Annotated in this window: 20 protein-coding genes; 8 read left to right on the top strand and 12 right to left on the bottom strand. The window is 46.5% G+C overall.

Annotation, left to right across the window (positions count from 1 at the left end; translation table 11 throughout):
- The first annotated feature begins 287 nt into the window (after positions 1–287).
- On the top strand, positions 288–1,004 hold the full coding sequence (fadR, locus tag COW15_RS12825; RefSeq protein ID WP_007649088.1) for a fatty acid metabolism transcriptional regulator FadR: 717 nt from the start codon (positions 288–290) through the stop codon (positions 1,002–1,004).
- 82 nt (positions 1,005–1,086) lie between these two features.
- Here the strand turns inward: fadR and COW15_RS12820 are convergent, their stop codons facing one another.
- The 4 genes from COW15_RS12820 to sodB all read right to left on the bottom strand — a co-directional run bounded on the left by COW15_RS12820 (position 1,087) and on the right by sodB (position 6,730).
- Positions 1,087–2,607 carry a SpoVR family protein gene (locus COW15_RS12820; RefSeq protein WP_293632928.1) on the bottom strand — a complete coding sequence of 507 codons (1,521 nt, stop codon included), beginning with the start codon at positions 2,605–2,607 and terminating at the stop codon, positions 1,087–1,089.
- A 9-nt stretch (positions 2,608–2,616) separates the two neighbouring features.
- Complete coding sequence (locus COW15_RS12815; RefSeq protein ID WP_293632927.1) at positions 2,617–3,885, bottom strand: YeaH/YhbH family protein; 1,269 nt, start codon at positions 3,883–3,885, stop codon at positions 2,617–2,619.
- Between the two features lie 66 nt (positions 3,886–3,951).
- Positions 3,952–5,886, bottom strand: a complete 1,935-nt coding sequence (locus COW15_RS12810; RefSeq protein WP_293632926.1) for a PrkA family serine protein kinase — start codon at positions 5,884–5,886, stop codon at positions 3,952–3,954.
- A gap of 259 nt (positions 5,887–6,145) precedes the next feature.
- A complete protein-coding gene (sodB, locus tag COW15_RS12805) occupies positions 6,146–6,730 on the bottom strand; it encodes a superoxide dismutase [Fe] (RefSeq protein ID WP_011622352.1) in 585 nt (194 codons plus the stop codon).
- 225 nt (positions 6,731–6,955) lie between these two features.
- On the opposite strand from sodB, the gene COW15_RS12800 reads away from it, so the two are divergent.
- Positions 6,956–7,288, top strand: coding sequence for a Grx4 family monothiol glutaredoxin (locus COW15_RS12800; protein WP_011789626.1), 333 nt, complete (start codon positions 6,956–6,958; stop codon positions 7,286–7,288).
- Positions 7,289–7,396: 108 nt separating this feature from the next.
- Here COW15_RS12800 and COW15_RS12795 read toward each other — a convergent pair whose 3' ends face one another.
- On the bottom strand, positions 7,397–8,635 hold the full coding sequence (locus COW15_RS12795; RefSeq protein ID WP_293632925.1) for a uracil-xanthine permease family protein: 1,239 nt from the start codon (positions 8,633–8,635) through the stop codon (positions 7,397–7,399).
- Between the two features lie 217 nt (positions 8,636–8,852).
- Here COW15_RS12795 and COW15_RS12790 point away from each other — a divergent pair, with 217 nt between their 5' ends.
- Both COW15_RS12790 and hda read left to right on the top strand, forming a co-directional pair.
- A complete protein-coding gene (locus COW15_RS12790) occupies positions 8,853–9,944 on the top strand; it encodes a DUF2066 domain-containing protein (RefSeq protein ID WP_293632924.1) in 1,092 nt (363 codons plus the stop codon).
- Between the two features lie 82 nt (positions 9,945–10,026).
- On the top strand, positions 10,027–10,737 hold the full coding sequence (hda, locus tag COW15_RS12785) for a DnaA inactivator Hda (RefSeq protein WP_293632923.1): 711 nt from the start codon (positions 10,027–10,029) through the stop codon (positions 10,735–10,737).
- A 79-nt stretch (positions 10,738–10,816) separates the two neighbouring features.
- Here the strand turns inward: hda and COW15_RS12780 are convergent, their stop codons facing one another.
- From COW15_RS12780 to COW15_RS12765, 4 genes are all read right to left on the bottom strand, one after another.
- Positions 10,817–12,769: a hypothetical protein gene (locus COW15_RS12780; RefSeq protein WP_293632922.1), complete on the bottom strand. Its 1,953-nt coding sequence runs from the start codon at positions 12,767–12,769 to the stop codon at positions 10,817–10,819.
- Between the two features lie 243 nt (positions 12,770–13,012).
- Complete coding sequence (locus COW15_RS12775; protein WP_293632921.1) at positions 13,013–13,393, bottom strand: DUF2069 domain-containing protein; 381 nt, start codon at positions 13,391–13,393, stop codon at positions 13,013–13,015.
- An 81-nt stretch (positions 13,394–13,474) separates the two neighbouring features.
- A complete protein-coding gene (gene arsC, locus COW15_RS12770; protein WP_293632920.1) occupies positions 13,475–13,825 on the bottom strand; it encodes an arsenate reductase (glutaredoxin) in 351 nt (116 codons plus the stop codon).
- A 141-nt stretch (positions 13,826–13,966) separates the two neighbouring features.
- On the bottom strand, positions 13,967–15,436 hold the full coding sequence (locus COW15_RS12765) for a M48 family metalloprotease (protein ID WP_293632919.1): 1,470 nt from the start codon (positions 15,434–15,436) through the stop codon (positions 13,967–13,969).
- Between the two features lie 114 nt (positions 15,437–15,550).
- Here COW15_RS12765 and COW15_RS12760 point away from each other — a divergent pair, with 114 nt between their 5' ends.
- Both COW15_RS12760 and COW15_RS12755 read left to right on the top strand, forming a co-directional pair.
- On the top strand, positions 15,551–15,775 hold the full coding sequence (locus COW15_RS12760; RefSeq protein WP_293632918.1) for a sulfurtransferase TusA family protein: 225 nt from the start codon (positions 15,551–15,553) through the stop codon (positions 15,773–15,775).
- Between the two features lie 94 nt (positions 15,776–15,869).
- Positions 15,870–16,952: an AI-2E family transporter gene (locus COW15_RS12755; protein WP_293632917.1), complete on the top strand. Its 1,083-nt coding sequence runs from the start codon at positions 15,870–15,872 to the stop codon at positions 16,950–16,952.
- Between the two features lie 77 nt (positions 16,953–17,029).
- Here COW15_RS12755 and COW15_RS12750 read toward each other — a convergent pair whose 3' ends face one another.
- Positions 17,030–17,950, bottom strand: a complete 921-nt coding sequence (locus COW15_RS12750) for a LysR family transcriptional regulator ArgP (RefSeq protein WP_293632916.1) — start codon at positions 17,948–17,950, stop codon at positions 17,030–17,032.
- A gap of 112 nt (positions 17,951–18,062) precedes the next feature.
- On the opposite strand from COW15_RS12750, the gene COW15_RS12745 reads away from it, so the two are divergent.
- A complete protein-coding gene (locus COW15_RS12745) occupies positions 18,063–18,680 on the top strand; it encodes a LysE/ArgO family amino acid transporter (RefSeq protein ID WP_293632915.1) in 618 nt (205 codons plus the stop codon).
- Between the two features lie 150 nt (positions 18,681–18,830).
- Here COW15_RS12745 and bcp read toward each other — a convergent pair whose 3' ends face one another.
- Positions 18,831–19,301 carry a thioredoxin-dependent thiol peroxidase gene (bcp, locus tag COW15_RS12740; RefSeq protein ID WP_293632914.1) on the bottom strand — a complete coding sequence of 157 codons (471 nt, stop codon included), beginning with the start codon at positions 19,299–19,301 and terminating at the stop codon, positions 18,831–18,833.
- A 3-nt stretch (positions 19,302–19,304) separates the two neighbouring features.
- Positions 19,305–19,853, bottom strand: coding sequence for an ACT domain-containing protein (locus COW15_RS12735; protein ID WP_293632913.1), 549 nt, complete (start codon positions 19,851–19,853; stop codon positions 19,305–19,307).
- A 172-nt stretch (positions 19,854–20,025) separates the two neighbouring features.
- Here COW15_RS12735 and dapA point away from each other — a divergent pair, with 172 nt between their 5' ends.
- Positions 20,026–20,910 (top strand): 4-hydroxy-tetrahydrodipicolinate synthase, encoded by an 885-nt coding sequence (gene dapA / locus COW15_RS12730; protein WP_293632912.1) that lies wholly within the window; start codon positions 20,026–20,028, stop codon positions 20,908–20,910.

Genomic DNA, 20,910 nt, shown 5'->3' with positions numbered 1-20,910 from the left:
TTATGTTGAAAAATTTACACGTGTTATGTTGTATTTACCCGTGTTTGGAAAATCAGTCTAGCCTAAAGAGAATGCTAATGTAATGAGATACTGGGACTCATATTCCAAAAAGCGGAGCTAATCGGCAAAATTGACTCAATAAGCCTTGATGTTAGTCTGTTTTTTGAACGCTTTTGTGACATTTATACTGACACTGTGCGGGGAATTTCAGTCAATGGTTTCCATTTTTTACCGCTCTGGTATGATCAGTGACCATTACGACGCACAACAACTGGATAAGTGGGCTGATGATTATCAATGCCAAAGGACCTGCAAGTTTTGCAGAGAAGTATATTGTGAGATCAATTTGGGAAAATAAATTCCCACCAGGGTCCATTTTACCGGCTGAACGTGAGCTTTCTGAGTTGATCGGCGTGACACGCACCACCCTGCGTGAAGTGCTGCAGCGCCTAGCTCGCGACGGTTGGTTAAAAATCCAACATGGCAAACCGACGCGAGTGAACAATTTTTGGGAAACTTCTGGTTTAAATATTCTTGAGACGATTGCCGATCTCAATCCTGAAGGTTTTCCTGTGCTGGTGGACCAACTGCTCTCGGCCAGAACGAACGTCAGTGCCATTTATTTTCGTGGCGCACTACGTTACAACCCTGAAACGGCGGTCGGTGTGTTGGCAAAAATCCACCAATTAGAAGACACGGCTGAATCTTTCGCTGAATATGACTATTTATTGCATCATACCTTGGCATTTTCATCTGGCAATCCACTCTATGTGCTGATCCTAAATGGCTTTAAAGGTTTATATAGCCGAGTGGGGCGCTATTATTTTAGTAGTCCAGAGGCGCGTTTGCTGGCCTTAAATTTCTATAAAGAATTAGAAGTGCTAGCAAAGGCAAAAAATTATGTGGATGTACCTGCTCTAATGCGTACCTATGGCATTAACAGTGGCAAGATGTGGTTACAATTACGGGACGATATGCCCGCATCCATCGCACAGGATAATTAACTCCTCCCTTTGATGTTAGCTAAATTGCTGATGGTTTTTAAAAAGCCGTTTCCATTGGAAACGGCTTTTACTTTTTACAATCCTACAATTCCGATTTAATGGGTTCTGGGCAGGTCGCTAAAATATTAATGCTGGCATCGGCATTTTTTTGCTCAAGTGTCACTGTAAATCCCCATAGTCGATGTAAGTGTTTCAATACTTCTTTATAGGTATTAGCGAGGGGGATATCGTTACTCGGCACATACCTTAAGGTTAAAGATCGATCACCGTTTATTTCCACATTGTGGACTTGGATATTGGGTTCAATATTCGACAGGTTATACTGCTGCGACAATAATTGCCGAATATCTTGATAACCTTGTTCATCATGGATAGCTGACACAGAGAGATAATTGCGTTTTTCATCGTCATGGATGCCAAATAATTTAAATTGGCGGATGACTCGAGGGGAGAGATATTGGCTGATAAAACTCTCATCCTTAAAATTTTGCATCGCAAAATGCAATGTTTCTAGCCAGTTACTTCCCGCAATCTCAGGGAACCAAACCTTATCTTCTTCGGTTGGACTTTCGCAAATACGCCGGATATCGGTGAACATGGCAAAACCTAAGGCATAGGGATTAATACCATTGTAATAGCGGCTGTTGTACTCGGGCTGTGCTACAACACCAGTATGGCTCTGTAAAAACTCCATTATAAAACGGTCTGTGACCACTCCGTCATCGTATAGGTGATTTAAAATAGTGTAATGCCAAAAGGTCGCCCAACCTTCGTTCATCACTTGTGTTTGCTTTTGTGGGTAAAAATATTGAGCCATTTTACGCACTATGCGAATGATCTCCCGTTGCCATGGTTCAAGTAAAGGGGCATTTTTTTCGATGAAATAGAGAATGTTTTCCTGCGGCTCTGCGGGGAAACGCCGTTTTTTAGCTTCAGATTGACCCTGTAGTTGGTTCGGGATAGTACGCCAAAGGTCATTCACTTGACTCTGTAGATAGGCTTCACGGTCCTTCTGTCTTGCTTGTTCTTCACGGAAGGAGATTTCCGAAGGTCGTTTGTAACGGTCAACACCGTAATTCATCAGGGCATGGCAGGAGTCAATCACACTTTCGACTTGCTCAACCCCGTACCTCTGCTCACATTCGCTGATATAGTTTTTGGCAAAGACTAAGTAATCGATGATCGAGCTGGCATCTGTCCAAGTTTTAAATAAGTAATTATTTTTAAAGAAACTATTGTGCCCAAAACACGCGTGCGCTATCACTAGTGCCTGCATAGTGATAGTGTTTTCCTCCATTAAATAGGCGATACAAGGGTTTGAGTTAATCACAATCTCATAGGCAAGGCCCATTTGCCCCCGTTTATAGCCTTGCTCGGTTTCGATAAAACGTTTGCCGAAGGACCAATGGGTGTAGCCGATGGGCATGCCTATCCCCGCATAGGCGTCCATCATCTGTTCGGCGGTGATGACTTCAATTTGATTAGGGTAGGCGCTGAGTTTGTATAGGGCGGCTACACGTTCAATTTCCTTCAGATAGTCCTGCAGCAACTCAAAGCTCCAATCGGGACCATCGCTCAGTGGTGTTCTTGGTTTCTTCCCCATAATACCCCCTTAAACCGCCTGCTTCTTAAACAACTCTCTAAATACAGGGTAGATATCTTCGGCTTGACGAATGTGTTGCACCGCAATGTTATCGTAATGCTGTTGTAGGGATTCGTATTCGCGCCACAGGGTTTGATGGGCGCGATTGGTGATTTCGATATAACTAAAGTAGCGTACTAACGGCAGAATTTTTTGCTCTAATAACTGCCGACAGGTTGGCGAATCATCCGCCCAGTTATCGCCGTCTGAGGCTTGGGCCGCATAAATATTCCACTCATCGGCGGGGTAGCGTGCCTGTTGAATGTCATGCATCAATTTTAAAGCACTTGAAACAATCGTTCCGCCCGTTTCTTGGGAGTAGAAAAACTCATGCTCGTCGACTTCTTTAGCCTGGGTATGGTGGCGAATATAGACCACCTCAAGGTTTTTATAAGTCCGAGTCAGGAACAGATAGAGCAAGATATAGAAACGTTTTGCCATATCCTTAGTGGCTTGATCCATTGAGCCTGATACGTCCATCAGGCAAAACATGACCGCTTGGCTAGAGGGGATTTCCCGTTTGGCAAAGTTATTAAAGCGTAGATCGAAGGTATCGATAAAGGGAACATTTGCAATCTTTTGTTTTAACTCCTCTATTTGGGCCTTTAAATCGAGGATTAGCTCTGCCTGCGTCCCTGGAATATTCTCAAGCTCCGCCAACTCTTGTTCTAATTCCGCTAATAGCTTCTTTTTACTCGCCGACATTGCAATTCGCCGCGCCAGTGATGAACGTAGGGAGCGGACAATATTAATGTTGGCGGGGACGCCATCGTTGGTAAATCCGGCGCGATAAACCTGATATTCCACCAATTTATTGAGGCGGTTTTTTTGTAGATTCGGTAATTCTAAGTCTTCAAATAGTAGCTCTAGGTATTCATCCTTCGATATTTCAAAGACAAAATCATCGTTTCCTTCGCCTGAATCCGAGGCATCGCCTTTACCCGCACCGCCGCCTGCGCCGCCGAGGGGTCTATCGATTTTATCTCCTCGGGCAAATTGATCATTTCCGGGATGTACTCTGTCCCTGACGCCACCTTTACCTTGGTGAAACATAGGTTCACTGATATCCCGCGTAGGAATACTGATTTTTTCGCCTTTATCTACATCCGTTACACTGCGACGAGTCACTGCATCGCTGACGGCTTTTTTAATTTGTTGCTTGTATCTATTGATAAAGCGTTGGCGGTTGACAGTGCTTTTCCCTTTTGCATTCAACCGTCTATCGATAAAGTTCGCCATACGCACCTCCCAAACCCTAGCGAAGGCTTTGGTAGCACCAAAGCCCTGTACTTAGTGAGCGCAAGTTTAAGAGGATTTACGAACCCGTAAATACCACTCAGACAAGAGTCGGACTTGTTTCTTGGTATAGCCTTTCTCCATCATGCGATTGACAAAATCATCGTGTTTGCGCTGATCGTCATTCGAGGTTTTGGCATTAAAGGAAATCACCGGCAGTAAATCTTCTGTGTTGGAGAACATTTTCTTCTCGATCACAGTGCGAAGTTTCTCGTAGCTGGTCCAGAGTGGATTATTACCCTCATGGTTAGCGCGGGCGCGCAGCACGAAGTTGACGATTTCATTACGGAAATCTTTGGGATTGCTGATCCCTGCGGGTTTCTCAATTTTCTCCAGTTCGGCATTGAGGGCGGCGCGATCGAATAGCTGACCTGTTTCTGGATCGCGGTATTCCTGATCTTGGATCCAAAAATCGGCGTAGGTAACGTAGCGGTCAAAGATATTTTGGCCGTATTCAGAGTAAGACTCTAGGTAAGCGGTTTGAATTTCTTTCCCAATAAATTCCACGTATTTAGGGATTAAGTAACCCTTTAAAAACTCAAGATAGCGTTCGGCGGTATCGCTAGGGAACTGCTCTTGTTCTATTTGACGCTCTAGCACATAGAACAAATGTACCGGATTGGCGGCGATTTCAGAGTGATCGAAGTTAAATACCCGCGATAGGATCTTAAAGGCGAAACGGGTCGATAGCCCATTCATCCCTTCATCAACGCCAGCATAATCGCGGTATTCTTGGTAGGACTTGGCCTTAGGATCGGTATCTTTCAGGCTTTCCCCGTTATAAACCCGCATCTTAGAGTAGATGGAGGAGTTTTCAGGTGCTTTTAGGCGCGATAGCACACTAAATTGCGCTAGGGTTTCTAGGGTGCCAGGGGCACAGGGGGCTTTCGATAGCTCGGAGTTAATCAGCAGCTTTTGATAGATTTGTAGCTCTTCAGATACCCGTAAACAGTAGGGCACTTTGACGATATAAACACGGTCGAGGAAGGCTTCATTGTTCTTATTGTTTTTAAAGGTTGACCATTCCGATTCATTCGAGTGCGCCAGAATAATCCCACTATAGGGCAGGGCCGATAGGCCTTCGGTGCCGTTATAATTGCCTTCTTGGGTGGCAGTAAGTAGGGGATGCAGCACTTTTATCGGTGCCTTAAACATCTCGACGAATTCCATCATTCCTTGATTCGCGCGGCATAATGCTCCCGAATAGGCATAGGCATCGGCATCATCTTGGGAAAAATGTTCAAGCTGACGAATATCCACTTTACCCACTAAGGACGAAATATCTTGATTGTTTTCATCCCCAGGTTCCGTCTTAGCTATCGCAATTTGATCTAGGATCGAAGGGAACACTTTAACGACCCGGAATTTAGAAATATCGCCACCAAACTCGTGCAGTCTTTTCACTGCCCAGGGAGACATTATGGTCTTAAGGTAGCGGGTAGGAATATTAAACTCATCTTTTAATAGTTGGCCATCTTCGTCGGCATCAAAGAGGCAGAAGGGATGATCGTTCACTGGGCTACGTACGCCGTTTGCGCTCAGGATATAAATGGGGACTTTTTGCATTAGTGCTTTGAGCTTTTCGGCCAATGATGATTTACCCCCACCCACAGGACCGAGCAAATACAGGATTTGCTTCGATTCCTCTAAGCCTTGAGCGGAGTGTTTGAGGTAGGCCACGATTTGCTCAATCGCATCTTCCATGCCGAAGAAATCTTTAAATGCGGGGTAACGTGAAATAAGACGGTTGGAAAAAATACGGCTAAGTATTGGATTTTTTGCGGTATCTATGACTTCTGCTTCGCCAATGGCAAGCAAGAGCCGTTCTGATGCTGACATGTAAGCACTGCGATCTTCTTTACAGATGTCGAGAAACTCCTGCAAAGTGTATTCTTCATCGAGTTTTTGTTCGTAGCGCTTTTGGTAATGCTCGAAAATGCCCATATAAACCCCCTGAAACGCCAGTGATGTCATGGAACGGAGAACTGGTTTGCCAGCTTCCTATACTAATCTTAGACACAAACTCGATACCTGTGTCAAAAAAAATATCAAATAAAACAATAACAAATGGTTGCAAATGCAATTGTTGCACTTGTAGTGACATCAACTCTAAGATGGGGGAAGAGGGAATATGGCAGGTTAATGATATAAAAAAGAGCCACAAGGGCTCTTTTATTAGCGTTAATTCTTTGGGTTAAAGAAATTAACCTGCGAAGTTTTGGTTCACAAAATCCCAGTTCACTAATTGCCAGAAGTGGGCAAGATAGTCTGGACGCACGTTACGGTAATCGATGTAGTAAGCGTGTTCCCACACATCTACAGTCAGGATTGGTGTAACAGTGCTGTCAGTCAGTGGTGTAGCAGCATTGCTAGTGTTAACGATAGCAACAGTGCCATCGGCTTTTTTCACTAACCAAGTCCAAGCGCTACCGAAGTTGTTTACAGCTGAATCGGTAAATTGGGCTTTGAATGCGTCAAATGAGCCGAAAGCCGCATTGATGGCATCGGCCACAGGGCCTGTTGGCTCGCCGCCAGCGTTAGGTGCTAGGCAGTTCCAGTAGAAAGTGTGGTTCCACACTTGAGCCGCGTTGTTAAATACGCCACCAGTAGAAGTTTTGATGATTTCTTCTAAAGATTTACCTGCGAAATCGGTTCCTTCGATTAAGCCGTTTAGCTTAACAACATAGGTGTTGTGATGCTTGCCGTAGTGGTATTCAATGGTTTCTTGAGAAATGTGTGGTTCTAGTGCGTTCTTTGCATATGGTAATGCGGGTAATTCGAAAGCCATTAGTATCTCTCCATGGTCTTAGGTTATCGTTTTTTAAACGTGCTCACTGGGGACTATTGTACCGATAAAATTTGTGATGTGAATCATTGTTTGGCTAATTGATTAGATAGGCGTCATCGAAAAATCAAATCTCGACATAACCTTACAAACTGTGGGATTTTGTTCTGTGACTAGCTGTCGTACAATAGCGCCATTGAGTCAATGTCATCGCACTTAGGAATTAAAATGGAAACAGTAGAGAAAATTAAGCAGCAGATCGCCGAAAACCCTATCATTGTTTATATGAAAGGCTCGCCTAAGTTACCGAGCTGTGGCTTCTCGTCTCAGGTCGCCCAAATCATGATTAACTGTGGCGAGCAATTTGCGTTTGTGGATATTCTTCAGCACCCAGACATTCGCGCCGAATTACCTAAGTATGCAAACTGGCCAACTTTCCCACAGTTGTGGATTGAAGGCGAGCTGATCGGTGGTTGCGATATCGTGGTGGACATGTTCCAAAAGGGCGAATTACAACCCTTAATCAAAGCGACTGCTGAAAAGTACAAAACGGCAGAATAAACGCTAATTTGAACGCCATAAAAAGCCGCTGTGATTGATATCCCAGCGGCTTTTTTATGCTGCAAATCTAGGTGAGCAGCTTGGTTCAATCAGCTCCTGTTGGAGCGACTAATGCGAAGCGAGATCCTGTTTGTGGTGTTTAGTCGCGGGTAACAGTAAGTTCATCGTGATAGCCACAATACCGCACAAGCTGATACCTGTCAGGCTAAATGAGCCGATACCAAATGCCATGCCACCAATGCCAAATACCAAAGTGACGCCCACAATGCTTAAGTTGCGTGGCTCGGATAAATCCACATGATTGCGGATTAAGGTATTAAGTCCAACAGCGGCAATTGATCCAAATAACAAGCACATAATACCGCCCATCACAGGGACGGGAATGGTCTGCATCAGCGCACCTAGTTTACCAACGAAGGCTAAGGTAATGGCCGTGATGGCGGTCCAAGTCATAATCCTAGGATCAAAATTTCGGGTTAGGGTCACTGCACCTGTCACTTCTGAATAAGTTGTGTTTGGTGGGCCACCGAAGGCCGCCGCTGCAATAGTGGCAATACCGTCGCCAGTTAGCGTGCGATGTAGGCCGGGTTTTTTCATAAAATCCTTACCCGTGACATTGGATATCGCCAGAATATCGCCAATGTGTTCAACCGCCGGGGCAATAGCTACAGGGATCATAAAGGCGATGGCATGCCAGTTAAACTCGGGGGCGACAAATTTAGGGACCGCAATCCAACTCGCTGCGGCCACTACCGCAAAGTCGACGATACCAAAGGCGAGACTGAGTCCATACCCCACAACGATACCCGCTAGGATCGGCATCACTTTCAGCATGCCTTTGGCAAATATCGCGACCGCAATGGTAGTACAGAGTGACGCGAGTGAAATGATCAGCGCCGTATTGGTTGAGACTAATGTCAGACTGCCATCGCCACTTTTACCGAGTGCCATATTGACCGCAACGGGCGCTAAGCCAAGGCCGATAATAATGATCACAGGCCCCACGACCACAGGCGGTAACAGCCGATGAATGAAGTCGGTGCCGCGCACTTTGACCAAGGCGCCGAGTATGACGTAGACCACGCCTGCGGCCATAATGCCGCCCATAGTGGATGGAATGCCCCAGGTTTGCACGCCATACAGAATTGGGGCGATAAAAGCGAAGGAGGATGCAAGGAAAATAGGGACTTGGCGTTTAGTTACCAGTTGGAATAGTAAGGTACCAATACCCGCGGTGAACAGGGCGACACTGGTGTCGAGTCCGGTCAGTAACGGCATTAATACCAAGGCACCAAATGCCACAAACAACATTTGGGCACCCTGTAGGGGAATTGCGAGTCGTCTCATTTATTATTCTCGTTAATTTTAGGGTAAACCGCGAAATGATATCAGTTTGTTGCATTGAGGGCACAATAAAATACCCATATTTGTGGGTTGCGATCACTGTTTTGGGGAGCGGGGTTAACTGTACCGAATTAAAGCGGGCTAAATTTTGCCAAGACTCGCTTAAGGCGTTAACTATGGTACAATTTGCCCTATCTGACGTTACTTCAACTACTCAAAGATGCTGAAATTCCTATTGAAGCCGAGCTTAATTGCGTTTTTATACTGCCTGTTCACGATTAATAGCCTGCAGGCTGTTGAGGTGAGTAAATTAGATGAGGCCGACGTACCCGTCTCCTCCCGTGCCGTGCCTGAGCGTAATCAAGCGCTAAAAAAAGCATTGGAAAAAGTGGTCATCAAAAATACGGGTACTGCGCGTTCACTCGAAAATAGCGTTATCCAAGCCCAACTGGCCAATCCAGATGCGCTGCTGAGTCAATATGGTTACCTTGAACAGAATGGTCAGTTGTTGCTTAAAGCAAATTTTGAGCACCGCCGGATTGTTTCTTTGCTGCGTCAAGCTCAACTACCCGTATGGGGCACCCAACGTCCGTTAACACTGTTTTGGGTGGCCATGCCGAGTGAAGGCGACACCATTTTATTAAGTGATTCTTCGACATTAGCCGAGCGTCAAGAATTCTCGACTTTTTCCGATGAACGCGGCATTCCAGTGCTGCTGCCTATTTTAGATCTTGATGAGTTGATGGGAATAAACCCCAACGATGTCAAAGGGATGTTCGCCGATATCGTGGCCAGTGTCTCTGGACGTTATCAAGCAGATTTTCTCGCTTTAGCGGCTATCGATCCCGCGGGTAATCAAGTGCGCTATCGCTTAAATCTTTATACTAAGGCCACGATTGATTCGTTAACGCCGCCGCTGTTTAGCTTTAATGGCAGCGCAGAAAACGCGGCTCAGGCGATAAGTGCCATGATGGCGGCATTAGGGGATTATTATTTTACTAAGTATGCCATTGCCGATACTGGTACTCAGGTCGGTGCCAGCGTTACTTTTGTCAATATCGAAAAAATGACACAAGTTGTTGAGATTGAAAAATATTTAAAACAACTGAGTGCAATAAAAAGTGCGACCTTGACACGTATTCAGGGAAATACAGTAACCTTCTCATTGGATTTATTCGGCTCAGAAACTGATTTTGAGCGTTTATTGAGCCTCGAGCCTAGGATCTCTGTCGTTGCCCCTGCGAGTTCTGGGGAGTTCAGCCCTATGTCGAGCCAATTAGGTAAACCCGTCTACCAGTGGCGCTTACCTTAACACTGTGGATAGGCAAGCTGGGGTGAATACACATCTTCGCCCACTTTGTGTGATTTTTAGCTAATTTTATTGAGGCGTACGAGTGCCATTTAACTCACCGCTACAACTCTCATTACCCGTGTATTTACCGGATGATGAAACCTTTAACAGTTATTACCCCGCCGCGGGTAATGATGAACTGATCCAAAAGCTTAGAGCCAATGCCGAAGGTCATGGTGAGGCCGCGATTTATTTATGGGGCCCAGTTAAATCGGGTCGTACCCACTTAATGCATGCGGCCTGTGCCCATGCCAATGAACTCGACCGCCGTAGTTTCTATATTCCCCTTGGCATTCATGCGAGTATCTCTACGGCGTTACTCGAAGGCTTAGAGCAATTAGAGTTAATTTGTATCGATGATGTGGACGCGATTGCGGGACACCCAGTGTGGGAAGAGGCGATATTCGATCTCTACAACCGTGTTGCCGAGCATAAAAATTGCGCTTTAGTGGTCAGTGGTCGTTCATCTCCAGCGGAGGCTGGATTCCTGTTACCCGATCTCGTTTCCCGGATGCAATGGGGGCTTAATTATCAACTTCAGCCTATGGCCGATGATGAGAAACTCGCCGCGTTGCAGCGCCGGGCGGCCATGCGAGGCTTACAATTGCCCGAGGACGTTGGTCGCTTTCTGCTCAATCGTATGGCGCGGGATCTACGCACGCTATTTGATGTTCTCGATAAGCTAGATAAAGCCTCATTGGTTCACCAGCGTAAGCTCACTATCCCGTTTGCGAAAGAGACGTTGCATCTATAGCGATAGCAAATTAGGATCCGCAAAAAGCCCGCCATGCTGAATGCATGCGGGCTTTTTGTTTATCTAAAACTCAAACACTCTATTGCTGTGGATGACGGTGATGGTCACCACTTAAACGTAGTTCGGGTTCGGTGATTGTTTGGCCGTTCGGCGCCACATTCTGCAGGCCTTTAAACGACGCATTGGTCGGTGAAATCCCTAAGGCTTGGCGCCAGCTCTGACCTTGGATCATGGCGATGGGATCGGGCAGGCTCGCTATTAAGCTTATTCCATCAAGTTCGGGCAACATCTCGTCTATGACTAATGCGGCGCGGTTTTCTAGGCTGCTTTCACCAATTCTGCCCCTTTGTCCCCAATCGACAATGACAGTATCTGCGGTTAAGACCGCGGGTTTATTGGTGACGGCGACATCCCGCAGTATGTGGTAACGGTAACTCATCATAGCCTCTTCAAACAGCATCGCCGTGTCTTCACGAGTGCTGGAATAAGCATAGAAATCACTGGCGATATCCGTAGAGAAAAAAGTTGTAATATCTGATGGTTGATAAGCCTTTTGAGTCGCATTGGCACTGGCACCTAAGAAGCTGACCCCCGCAAGCCCTGCCATTTCTGTGCTCGTGAGCGGATACTGCTTGCTCACTTGATCCGATACCAGACTCTTATTGGTATTGCGGCGATTATAGTCATCAATCAATCTGGGCCCTGTGAGTGAGGCATGAACGCTACGGGGGAAGAAGTCATTGGCGTGTGCCAGCTCATGGTACAAGAGTGACGCCAAATCTGGGGTGATTTGGGCGAGGGTGCGAGTGGCGCGGGTCGTCACGGGGAATCCCAGCGACGCATACTGATTATCTTTGACATAACGCCAGGGCATAATGAAATTCAGGTCGTTGCCAAAGTCGCTGCGATAATCCGGAGCTTCGTTGATGCTGTCTCGCTGTGCGGGCGTTAGCCACAGATCGTTTGGGTCCAAATAAATTGCTCCCGTCAGCACCCAATAGAAGGAAGGACGAACATCATAACTGATGACTACTGCGGTAACGGATTGTAATAGGCGGGCAAAATCGCTATTAGGGTCCATTTGTGCTAAAAAAGCGGCGAAATTATCGCCCATCCAATCGTGTGAAACTAGCACTCTATCGAGGATAGCCTCTGTATCGAGTGTATTGGATATTTGGCCAATCAGAGGTAATTTATTGATAGTGCACGCATTATTCAATTGATTTGAATAAACGCAGCTTGTGAGTGTGTTGGCATAGGGTGAATCCCCACGATAGGCATAGGTGCGTGCGACTGGCGTATCGAAATACTGTGAGCTAATCGCAGGTGCCGCTGTCGTCAGGACAAAAGCATCGTCTTTGACTAGGGAACCATTGATATTGGCGCTAGCTTGGAGTCTTAACACTGTGTCTTGACTGGCGGCGGGGGCGGTAAACAAAGGCCTAAAGGGATCGCTAAGATCGAGGGAGATGTCAGGGCCTGAGGTGATACACCAAGAAATATTCGTGGCACTGAGCCCGGCTTGCTGGCCAACCCTTAGACTGACCCCATTACCTTCAACAACTTGATGATCCTGACGAATATTGAGTAATCCGTCCGTTGCAGTATCGGCGTTAATGCCAATTTCCCCGGTCACATCTAGATTGCTGCCGGTCACATGCAGACTAAAGCGGTAACTGCCGCTGGTGGGAATATCGAAGGCTAACACTGGGCTATTTTGGCTGACGAGTTCAATGGCTGGACCATCTATTTGCTGCCAACGAAAATGCAGATCTTGGCTATCACGGTTTTGAATACTGGCGATTATGGCGCTGGATTGTCCTGTAACATACTGCGCTTCCGTTTGAAAACGGATTGAGGATGAGCTGGTGGTGACTAATGCCGGAAGGGTTGAAGTACAGCGCGGTATATTACTCGAGGGTGGAGTGACGGTTCCTCCATCTGCCTCGCTATCCCCACCGCCGCCACAGGCAACCAGTATTGCAGAGCAACTAATGAGCCCTAATAGGCGAATTGGATCCCATATCCCCATAATTCCACACTCCAATGCTAACTGACTTTAGTGGTTAGATTTATCGTCATGCTATCGACCCTATGCAGACCATAGCTCGGCATGAAAATGACTATAGCATGGTAATCAGGTTGCAAAAAAGTGATAAAAGGTAACTTAAGTGTTGTGAACTCAGGACTCGGTTGGGAGTAAAAAAGCGCAGTCCTACAGGGGACTACGCGAGGGTGCAGGTTTTTTATGGGTATATTGTCGCTATGATCCGCCCTAAACCTCTTTAGCGGATTTTTTCTTTAAGCCTAAGCCTAATTCTCGGCCACGAATACGGGCGTAGAAGGGAAAGGCAACAAGGAGGGCACCAATCAGTAATGCTTCTATTAACGCAAAGGCAAAGGCATCCGTAGTGACATAGAGCAGGGTGAGAGCGTGTAGCATGTACAGGCATAAAATAAAGCTCGCCCATGCATAGGTATAGGGATGGCCTTTGAGAATGCCTTTGATGGGTAACAGGAGTGGCACAAGCCATAGGAGGCTAAACAATAACGTATATTCGCCATTGAGCCCTTGACCAATAAACCAGCCGCCAAGCAGCAGTACCAGAGCAAGATAGCCTAAGCGGCTAAGAGTAAATAGGGTATTTGAGGTCATGGCCTACCTAATATTGATAAATAATAGCGTATTGAAAAATAACAGCATATAAAAAAATAACAGAGAAAATAACGGCTTCAGCTACAGGATCGCCAACACATTTTCAGGAGGACGGCCGATAGCAGCCCCTTTCACCGTCAGCACAATTGGGCGTTCAATCAATTTAGGCGTGTTAACCATGGCGGCGATCAGTTGTTCTTCAGTGAGTGACGCTTCTGCCAGCCCTAGCGTCTGATATTCATCTTCTTTGGTACGCATTAACTCGCGGGCACTGATATTAAGTTTGGCTAACATGTCGCGGATGTCAGTGGTGCTCGGCGTATTTTTGAGATATTCAACCACAGTAATTTCACAGCCTTGCTGCTCGAGTAAGGCTAAGGTCTCACGGCTTTTGGAACAACGTGGGTTATGGTAAATCGTCGCTTGGGTCATAGTGCAATAGGCTCAATGTGGGCTGAAATGTGGGCTGAAATGACAATGCTGCGGATGATAACAGAAAAATGTGCGCCCCGTCAGGGTGTGCGGGGCGCAATTGGCGTGACTAGATTGAATTTTTAACCACAATTTGGCCGCTTATTTAAGGGCTTCCATTTCTTTATCTGCTTGTTTAAATTGACGAATGCGCGCTTCAATTCGAGCAAGTTGCAGTGGATTATCTTCCGATGCGCGATAGGCAAAGTTGAGTTGATCAATCGCCCCTTTATAATTGGCCCCTAGTGCCATTAATTCGGCACTGGAGAAGTATTCCATGCCCTGGTTGCCTATCTTTTTGTAGGCCAGATTGAGCAGTTGATAGGGCAGTTGATTCTGTTTATCGAGGAAAATCATATCCTCTAGCAATGGGATGGCCTTGGTGGGTTCTCCCGCCTCAATGTAAATATTGGCTAAGTTAGCGTTAATGACCTGCGAGGTTGGCTTCATTTTACGCTGGGCCTCGAGGAGTTTAATCGCCTTAGGGTAATCTTTGCGCTCGGTGAGTAAATCGGTTTTAGTGTCGAGATAGAATAAGTTGTTAGCGTCGATTTTTAACAGTTCATCGATAAGCTTCTCTGACTCATCAAATTTTTTGAGTCTAAAGAGTGCGAGGGCTTTGCCATAGAGTGCAGCTTCTTTAAAACCATAGGTTTGTTTATTTAGCTGCTTTTCAAACAAGCCCAACACAGCATCATCGCTGTAGCTCGAAAAACGCACTTGGATACGTGCCTTAGCGAGTTGGAAGTTGAGGTTATCAGGGATATATCTATGGGGATATTGATGTGCCCGGTCGCGGGCCTCGGAGATCCGAGACTCTGGTAAGGGGTGAGTTAACAGCATTTGCGGTGGCGTGGTAGTAAAGCGATATCGAGTCGCGAGCTTACCAAAAAACTCCGCTGCCGCATTGGGATCAAAACCCGCATCCACTAAAATTTGCATACCGATACGGTCGGCTTCTTTTTCATGCAAACGGGTATAGTTAATTTTGGACTGAGTCGCTAAGGCTTGGGTGGTGGCCAGTGCTGCCATCCCCGCCTGAGGTACGGCAATGGTCAGTAAAATCGCCCCGAGTAATCCCGCGACTGTCGCTGGACCGCTCTTTTGTTGTGCTTCGAGGGAGCGGGCTAAGTGACGTTGGGTTACGTGGGTGATTTCGTGGCCTAAAACCGAGGCCAGTTCGCTCTCATTGTCGGCGTTGAGGAATAATCCCGTATGCACGGCGACATGACCGCCGAAGAAGGCGAAGGCGTTAATCTCATCATTTTGCAGTAAAAAGAAATAAAAGGGCGTTTTAACCCCCGTGGCATGGGCGACTAATTTATTGCCAAGTTCGGTAAGATATTGACTCAATACGGGGTCATTGAGCATCGGGGCCGAAGAGCGAATGACGCGCATATAGGCATCGCCATAGACCATTTCTTTTTCGAGGCTGAAGGTGTTAACCGCAGCCGTCCCTAAATCCGGTAAGTCATTGTTTGCAAAACTTTTGGCGGTGCCAGTCAACAGCATCAAAGAGAGAGCACCAACGACAAAAGGTTTACATTGAGTCAAAAACGTCAATTTACGCAAGCGGATCCTTTATTTCTTCTAATTATCTCAACTAAGGCTGCGACACTGCAGTTAGCTTGTAGTTTGAGTGGCAACTTAGGATAATAGCCCAAGTTCGTTCATAGCAAGTTCATTATGATTTTTATTGATTTAACCCCATTTCGCTGTCCTGTCCCTTTGGTCAGAGTCAAGCTTGCATTGAAGTCCATGTCTTCAGGCGAAACCTTACATATTTTACTCTCTGACTCAGGTTCACGGCGAGATGTTCCCCTCTTTTTAAAAAAACAGGGCCACAATATCCAAGTCCTGTGTGATGATGCGATCCAACTAGCCTTAATAGTCACTAAAGTTGATTTATGACAGTGTTAAGTCAATGATATAGCGTTAATGATCTCTGAATAAACCGCTTTCTTGCATATAGGGAAAGCCTAACCATCATTATTGGAACGAATCCATGCTTACTTTTTTCTCTCGTTGGTATCAAGAGCGGTTTAGCGATCCACAGGCAATCACCTTAATGGCTATTTTGGTGGGTTTGGCTTTAGTTATTTATTTTGCGGGGGGATTGCTTGCCCCTTTGCTTGTGGCGTTAGTGTTGGCATTTTTACTCGAGTGGCCCGTCGCACAAATGCTCAAATTAGGCATTAATCGCACGACGGGGGCATCCCTGATGTTAGTGCTTTTTCTTGGGGTTGTGGTGCTGCTGACCTTTGGCTTGATCCCGAGCATTTGGCGTCAAGGCGTGAGCCTAATGACAGATTTACCGAGCATGATAGATAAAGGGCTGCAAACTCTGCAGGCGTTGATTAATCAATACCCACAATTTATTAATCCAGAGCAGCTCAATGTGATGGTGGCAGAGCTTAAAAAACTACTGGATACTCAACATGTCATTGATATTGCTAAACAACTTATCGGTTATTCCGCTTCGCTGCTGGTACTGATGGTGTATGCGATTTTAGTGCCTCTGTTGGTGTTCTTTTTTTTAAAGGATAAAGATCAACTGATTAATGGCAGTAAGCGATTTTTCCCCACCAATCGGCAGCTAGCCCGTAAGGTGTGGTTCGAGATGCACCAACAGATATTTAACTATATTCGTGGAAAAGTGATTGAAATCGTCATTGTAGGCATAGCGAGTTATGTCTTATTCGCCGTGATGGGACTCAGCTATGCGGCTTTGCTCGGGGTGCTCACAGGTTTATCGGTGCTCATTCCCTATGTGGGGGCCACCTTAGTGACTCTGCCAATTACCTTAGTGGCGTTTTTCCAATGGGGATTTAGCGCTGAGTTTGGCTATCTGATGTTAGGTTACGGCATTATTCAGGCATTAGATGGTAATTTGCTGGTGCCGATTTTATTTTCCGATGCGGTGGACTTGCACCCTGTGATTATCATAGCAGCGGTGTTGGTTTTTGGTGGACTGTGGGGGGTATGGGGAGTGTTCTTTGCTATCCCCTTGGCATCTTTAGTTAAGGCTGTGATTAATGTCTGGCCGAAAACGGAAATTGAACAGCCGCTCCCTTTGCCGGAGAGCTAAGCCGGTAGGGATGTCATATCAACCTAAAAACTGCGCCAAAGTGCGCAGTTTTTTGTTTTATATCAGAGGCTCAATGGCTAGTTTTGCAGCAAATGGTGCTGCGCCGTGGCGGCAAGGGCGCGGTAAACTAAGGTTGTCTGTTTAGCTTTGATATTCCAATGTTGCCAGTAAAGCGGCACGCGCATTCGCTGCTGCGGGGTTAATTCGATAAGGATCCCGTTATCGATTAAGGGCTTGGCCTGTAAGTGGCCCACTAAACCATAACCAAGGCTTAAGTTAATGGCCTCTAAAAAACTCTCCGATGATGGAATGCTATGTTGCCACCATTGGCCTGGCAGCATTTGAAAATACTGGGCAAGGTATTTTTCATGCATTTTATCTTTGGTCGAAAACACCACGGCCGGGGCTTTAGTAAGCTGAGCTTGGGTAATTTGTGCACTGGTATTGTCGCTGGCTTTTGTCCATTCAAAATAGCGCGCCGCAAATTCAGGAGTGGCAACCGCTAAATATTCCATTGTGCCTAAAAACTCACTGCTACAGCCCGCCATCGGATTTTCAGTCGTGGTCACGCAGCCGACGGCTTCACCATTTTTCAGTAAGTGATGGGTATAGGACTCGTCATCGACGATCAATTCCAATAGCCAGGCATGGCGACTGAACATGCCTGCTATTGCGGGTAAAAACCAAGTGGCAAGACTGTCGGCATTCACGGCAATGCGTACTGTCGTTGGATGGTTGGGATCGTCGGCATCTAATTCAGATCTTAATTCGCTTTCTAATAATTGTACCTGCGAGTAGTGGCGTAAAAGGCGCTTACCCGTGGGCGTTGCCACTACGGGATTTGAGCGAATAAGTAATGACTGACCGACTTTTTCTTCCAGTTGTCGAATGCGCTGTGAAACCGCCGATTGGGTTATGTGCAGCACTTTGGCGGCGCGGTCGAAGCCGCCTTCCGAGACCACAACGGCAAGCGCCTTAAGATTGGCATATTCCAACATTCCATTTACCCTTATGATTATTAATATTTCTTATGATATGTAAAAAACATTAGTTATATTAATTTTGTTGTTTTGATTATGCTAGCGCCTTCTTCGAATAGGTGAGGTGGTTATGCAAGCGGCGTTTATACAGGGGATGGGCATTGGGGGCAGTTTGATTATTGCCGTTGGGGCGCAAAATGCCTTTGTGCTCAAGCAAGGCATCAAGCGTGCTTACCCGTTACCTATTGCACTGCTTTGTTCGGTGATCGATGCACTGATGATCACCGCAGGTGTGGCAGGGCTTGGACATATTATTGAAGCATTTCCTACCATTAAACATGTGGCGAGTTTTGGTGGTGCCGCTTTTTTACTCTGGTACGGTGCCAATGCACTGAAGGCATCCTTCGTGGCAAAAGGCATGGAAATGGAGCAAACGCAAAATGCCGATACCCTGCGAACCGCCATTCTCACTACGCTTGGGATCAGTCTGCTTAATCCACATTTGTACCTCGATACTGTGGTGTTGCTCGGCAGTATTAGCACTCAGTTTGATGATATGCACCGCCCCTGGTTTGGCGCGGGCGCCGTGCTGGCTTCTTTTCTGTGGTTTTTCGGTTTAAGTTTTGGTGCGCGTTTGCTCGCGCCGATATTTAGTCGCCCGGCTGCCTGGCGATATCTCGACCGTTTTATTTGGCTAACCATGTGGAGTATTGCCGCCGCGATTATTTGGCCCTATATGGCTGGATAAATTGGCGTTGGGATGTCATGAAATGCGGACATGGCTGAATGCCTTTGCGGATTTTTTGCTCGATCAGACCGTATCTTATGATATGAAAGTGAAAATTTTTCATAAAAAGGTCCCGAAATCAGGACCTTTTTGTTATCGATTGCCGATTATTTATTCAGCCGCAAGCTGCGCGAGCACGACTTGATGGTGATCACTGGTCTTAAACTTATCAAACACATGGGCGATAGTGCCGTCGGTATTGATAAGGAAGCTGATTCTATGGATCCCGTCGTAGATTTTACCCATAAACTTTTTCTCACCCCATACGCCAAAGGCATCGGCGACACTGTGGTCTTCATCGCTCAGTAAGGTGAAGTTTAGTGATTGTTTTTCAGCAAACTTAGCCAGTTTTGCGACCGGATCTGGGCTAATGCCAAGTACTGTGACTTTGTGGTTATCTAATTCGGCTTTAGTGTCACGCAGGCCACAGGCTTGCACTGTGCAGCCCGGGGTTGAGGCCTTAGGGTAAAAATACACTAAAACGGGGCCTTTATTTAAACATTCCTGCAGTAAAACAGGGTTACCCTGTTGATCTTGTAAGGTAAATTGTGGCGCCTTGGCGCCAACTGTTAGTCTGTTCATCGATTATCCTCTATCACTTGCAGTTGCCCCTTGCATACGTTTAATGGTGCAATCTAACGCCATCTCTTGGGCGAGTTGATAGATACTCTGCTCGAGTTTTTCTAGTTCAACTTTTTCAGGAATATTAATGGTGAGCGATACATTTTGTGTCTGCTCACCATCCGGCAGTTCTTCTGAATAGGAGCGCACCGCCGCTAAATCTAATGAGCGATCGGCCAGAAACTGGGTAATGCGTTTCATGGTGCCGCGTTGATCTTTACCCGTGAAGCGAACTTCGAGGCGTGAAATATAATTTTGCGGCGTGTGTTTAGAGGTACGCTTCATCACAGTCATCAGTTCTAGTTCAACACTGAGACTCGGGAGCATGCTTTCAATTTTCGTTATGGATGCCCACGAACCTGACAACATCATGATCAGGGTAAATTCGTTACCAAATAATGCCATACGACTGTCGACGATATCGCAGTCACAGTCACTGGCAAGCCGTGCGAGTTTACTTACGAGTCCAGGGCGATCTACGCCCATTGCGGTGACGACCAGGAAATTGGTCATGAATTTTCCTCACTTTTTCGATATCATGGAGCGAAAACTCAGGGTTAATGCCGAGTTTTTGTGCGGGATGTAATGCTACCATAACTAAATCAATTTGAGAGCCCCGTTAATGCTTGTCATTAGTGGTTGGCATCAGTACCATAGCGAATCCTGAAATCTTGGGGAAAGTCAGATGATAAACGGAAGCATCGTAGCCTTAATCACGCCTATGAACAGTGATGGCTCAGTAGATTTTGCAAGTCTTGAAAGATTAGTCGAATTCCATATAGACCAAGGCACAGATGCCATTGTGGCCGTGGGCACGACCGGCGAGTCTGCGACTCTGCCAATGAATGAGCATGTGACTGTGGTCGCGCAAACGGTGAAATTTGCTGCGGGCCGTATTCCCGTCATTGGTGGTAATGGCGCCAATGCAACATCTGAAGCCGTCGAACTCACCAAGTCCCTCTCTAAGGTGGGTGTTGCCGCCATGTTAGGCGTAACGCCTTACTATAATAAACCGACGCCCAAGGGCTTAGTGGCACACTACAAAGCGGTGGCGGCAAGCACTGATATTCCACAAATTCTCTATAACGTCCCAGGTCGCACCGCCGTCGATATGAAGCCCGAAACCGTGGCTGAACTCGTTAGCGTCAGCAATATTATTGGTGTGAAAGAAGCCACGGGTGATGTATCCCGGGTAAAACGCCTGCGTGAGCTGTGCGGCAATGACTTTATGTTGTATAGCGGTGATGACGCGACGGCGCGGGAGTTTTTACTCCTAGGCGGTAATGGCGTGATTTCAGTTGCCAACAACATAGTGCCTAAAGCCTTTAAAGCTATGTGTGATGCGGCGCTTGCGGGCAATGCTGAATTGGCGGCAAGCATTGATGAGCCGCTGCGTGGGCTCTATAGCACACTGTTCTGTGAAGCCAATCCTATTCCTGTGAAGTGGGCAGCCCATCGCATGGGATTGATTGAATGTGGCCATATTCGTTTACCTTTGACTGAACTTTCTGAGCAATGTCATGGTCTGTTGATAGATGCAATGACTCGTGCCCAGATAGAGGTTAAATAA

This window comes from Shewanella sp. CG12_big_fil_rev_8_21_14_0_65_47_15 (assembly GCF_002783505.1).
In the GTDB taxonomy this organism is placed as follows: Bacteria; Pseudomonadota; Gammaproteobacteria; order Enterobacterales; family Shewanellaceae; genus Shewanella.
Note: the sequence above shows the minus strand (reverse complement) of the source record. Positions and strands in the feature narration are given on the sequence as shown.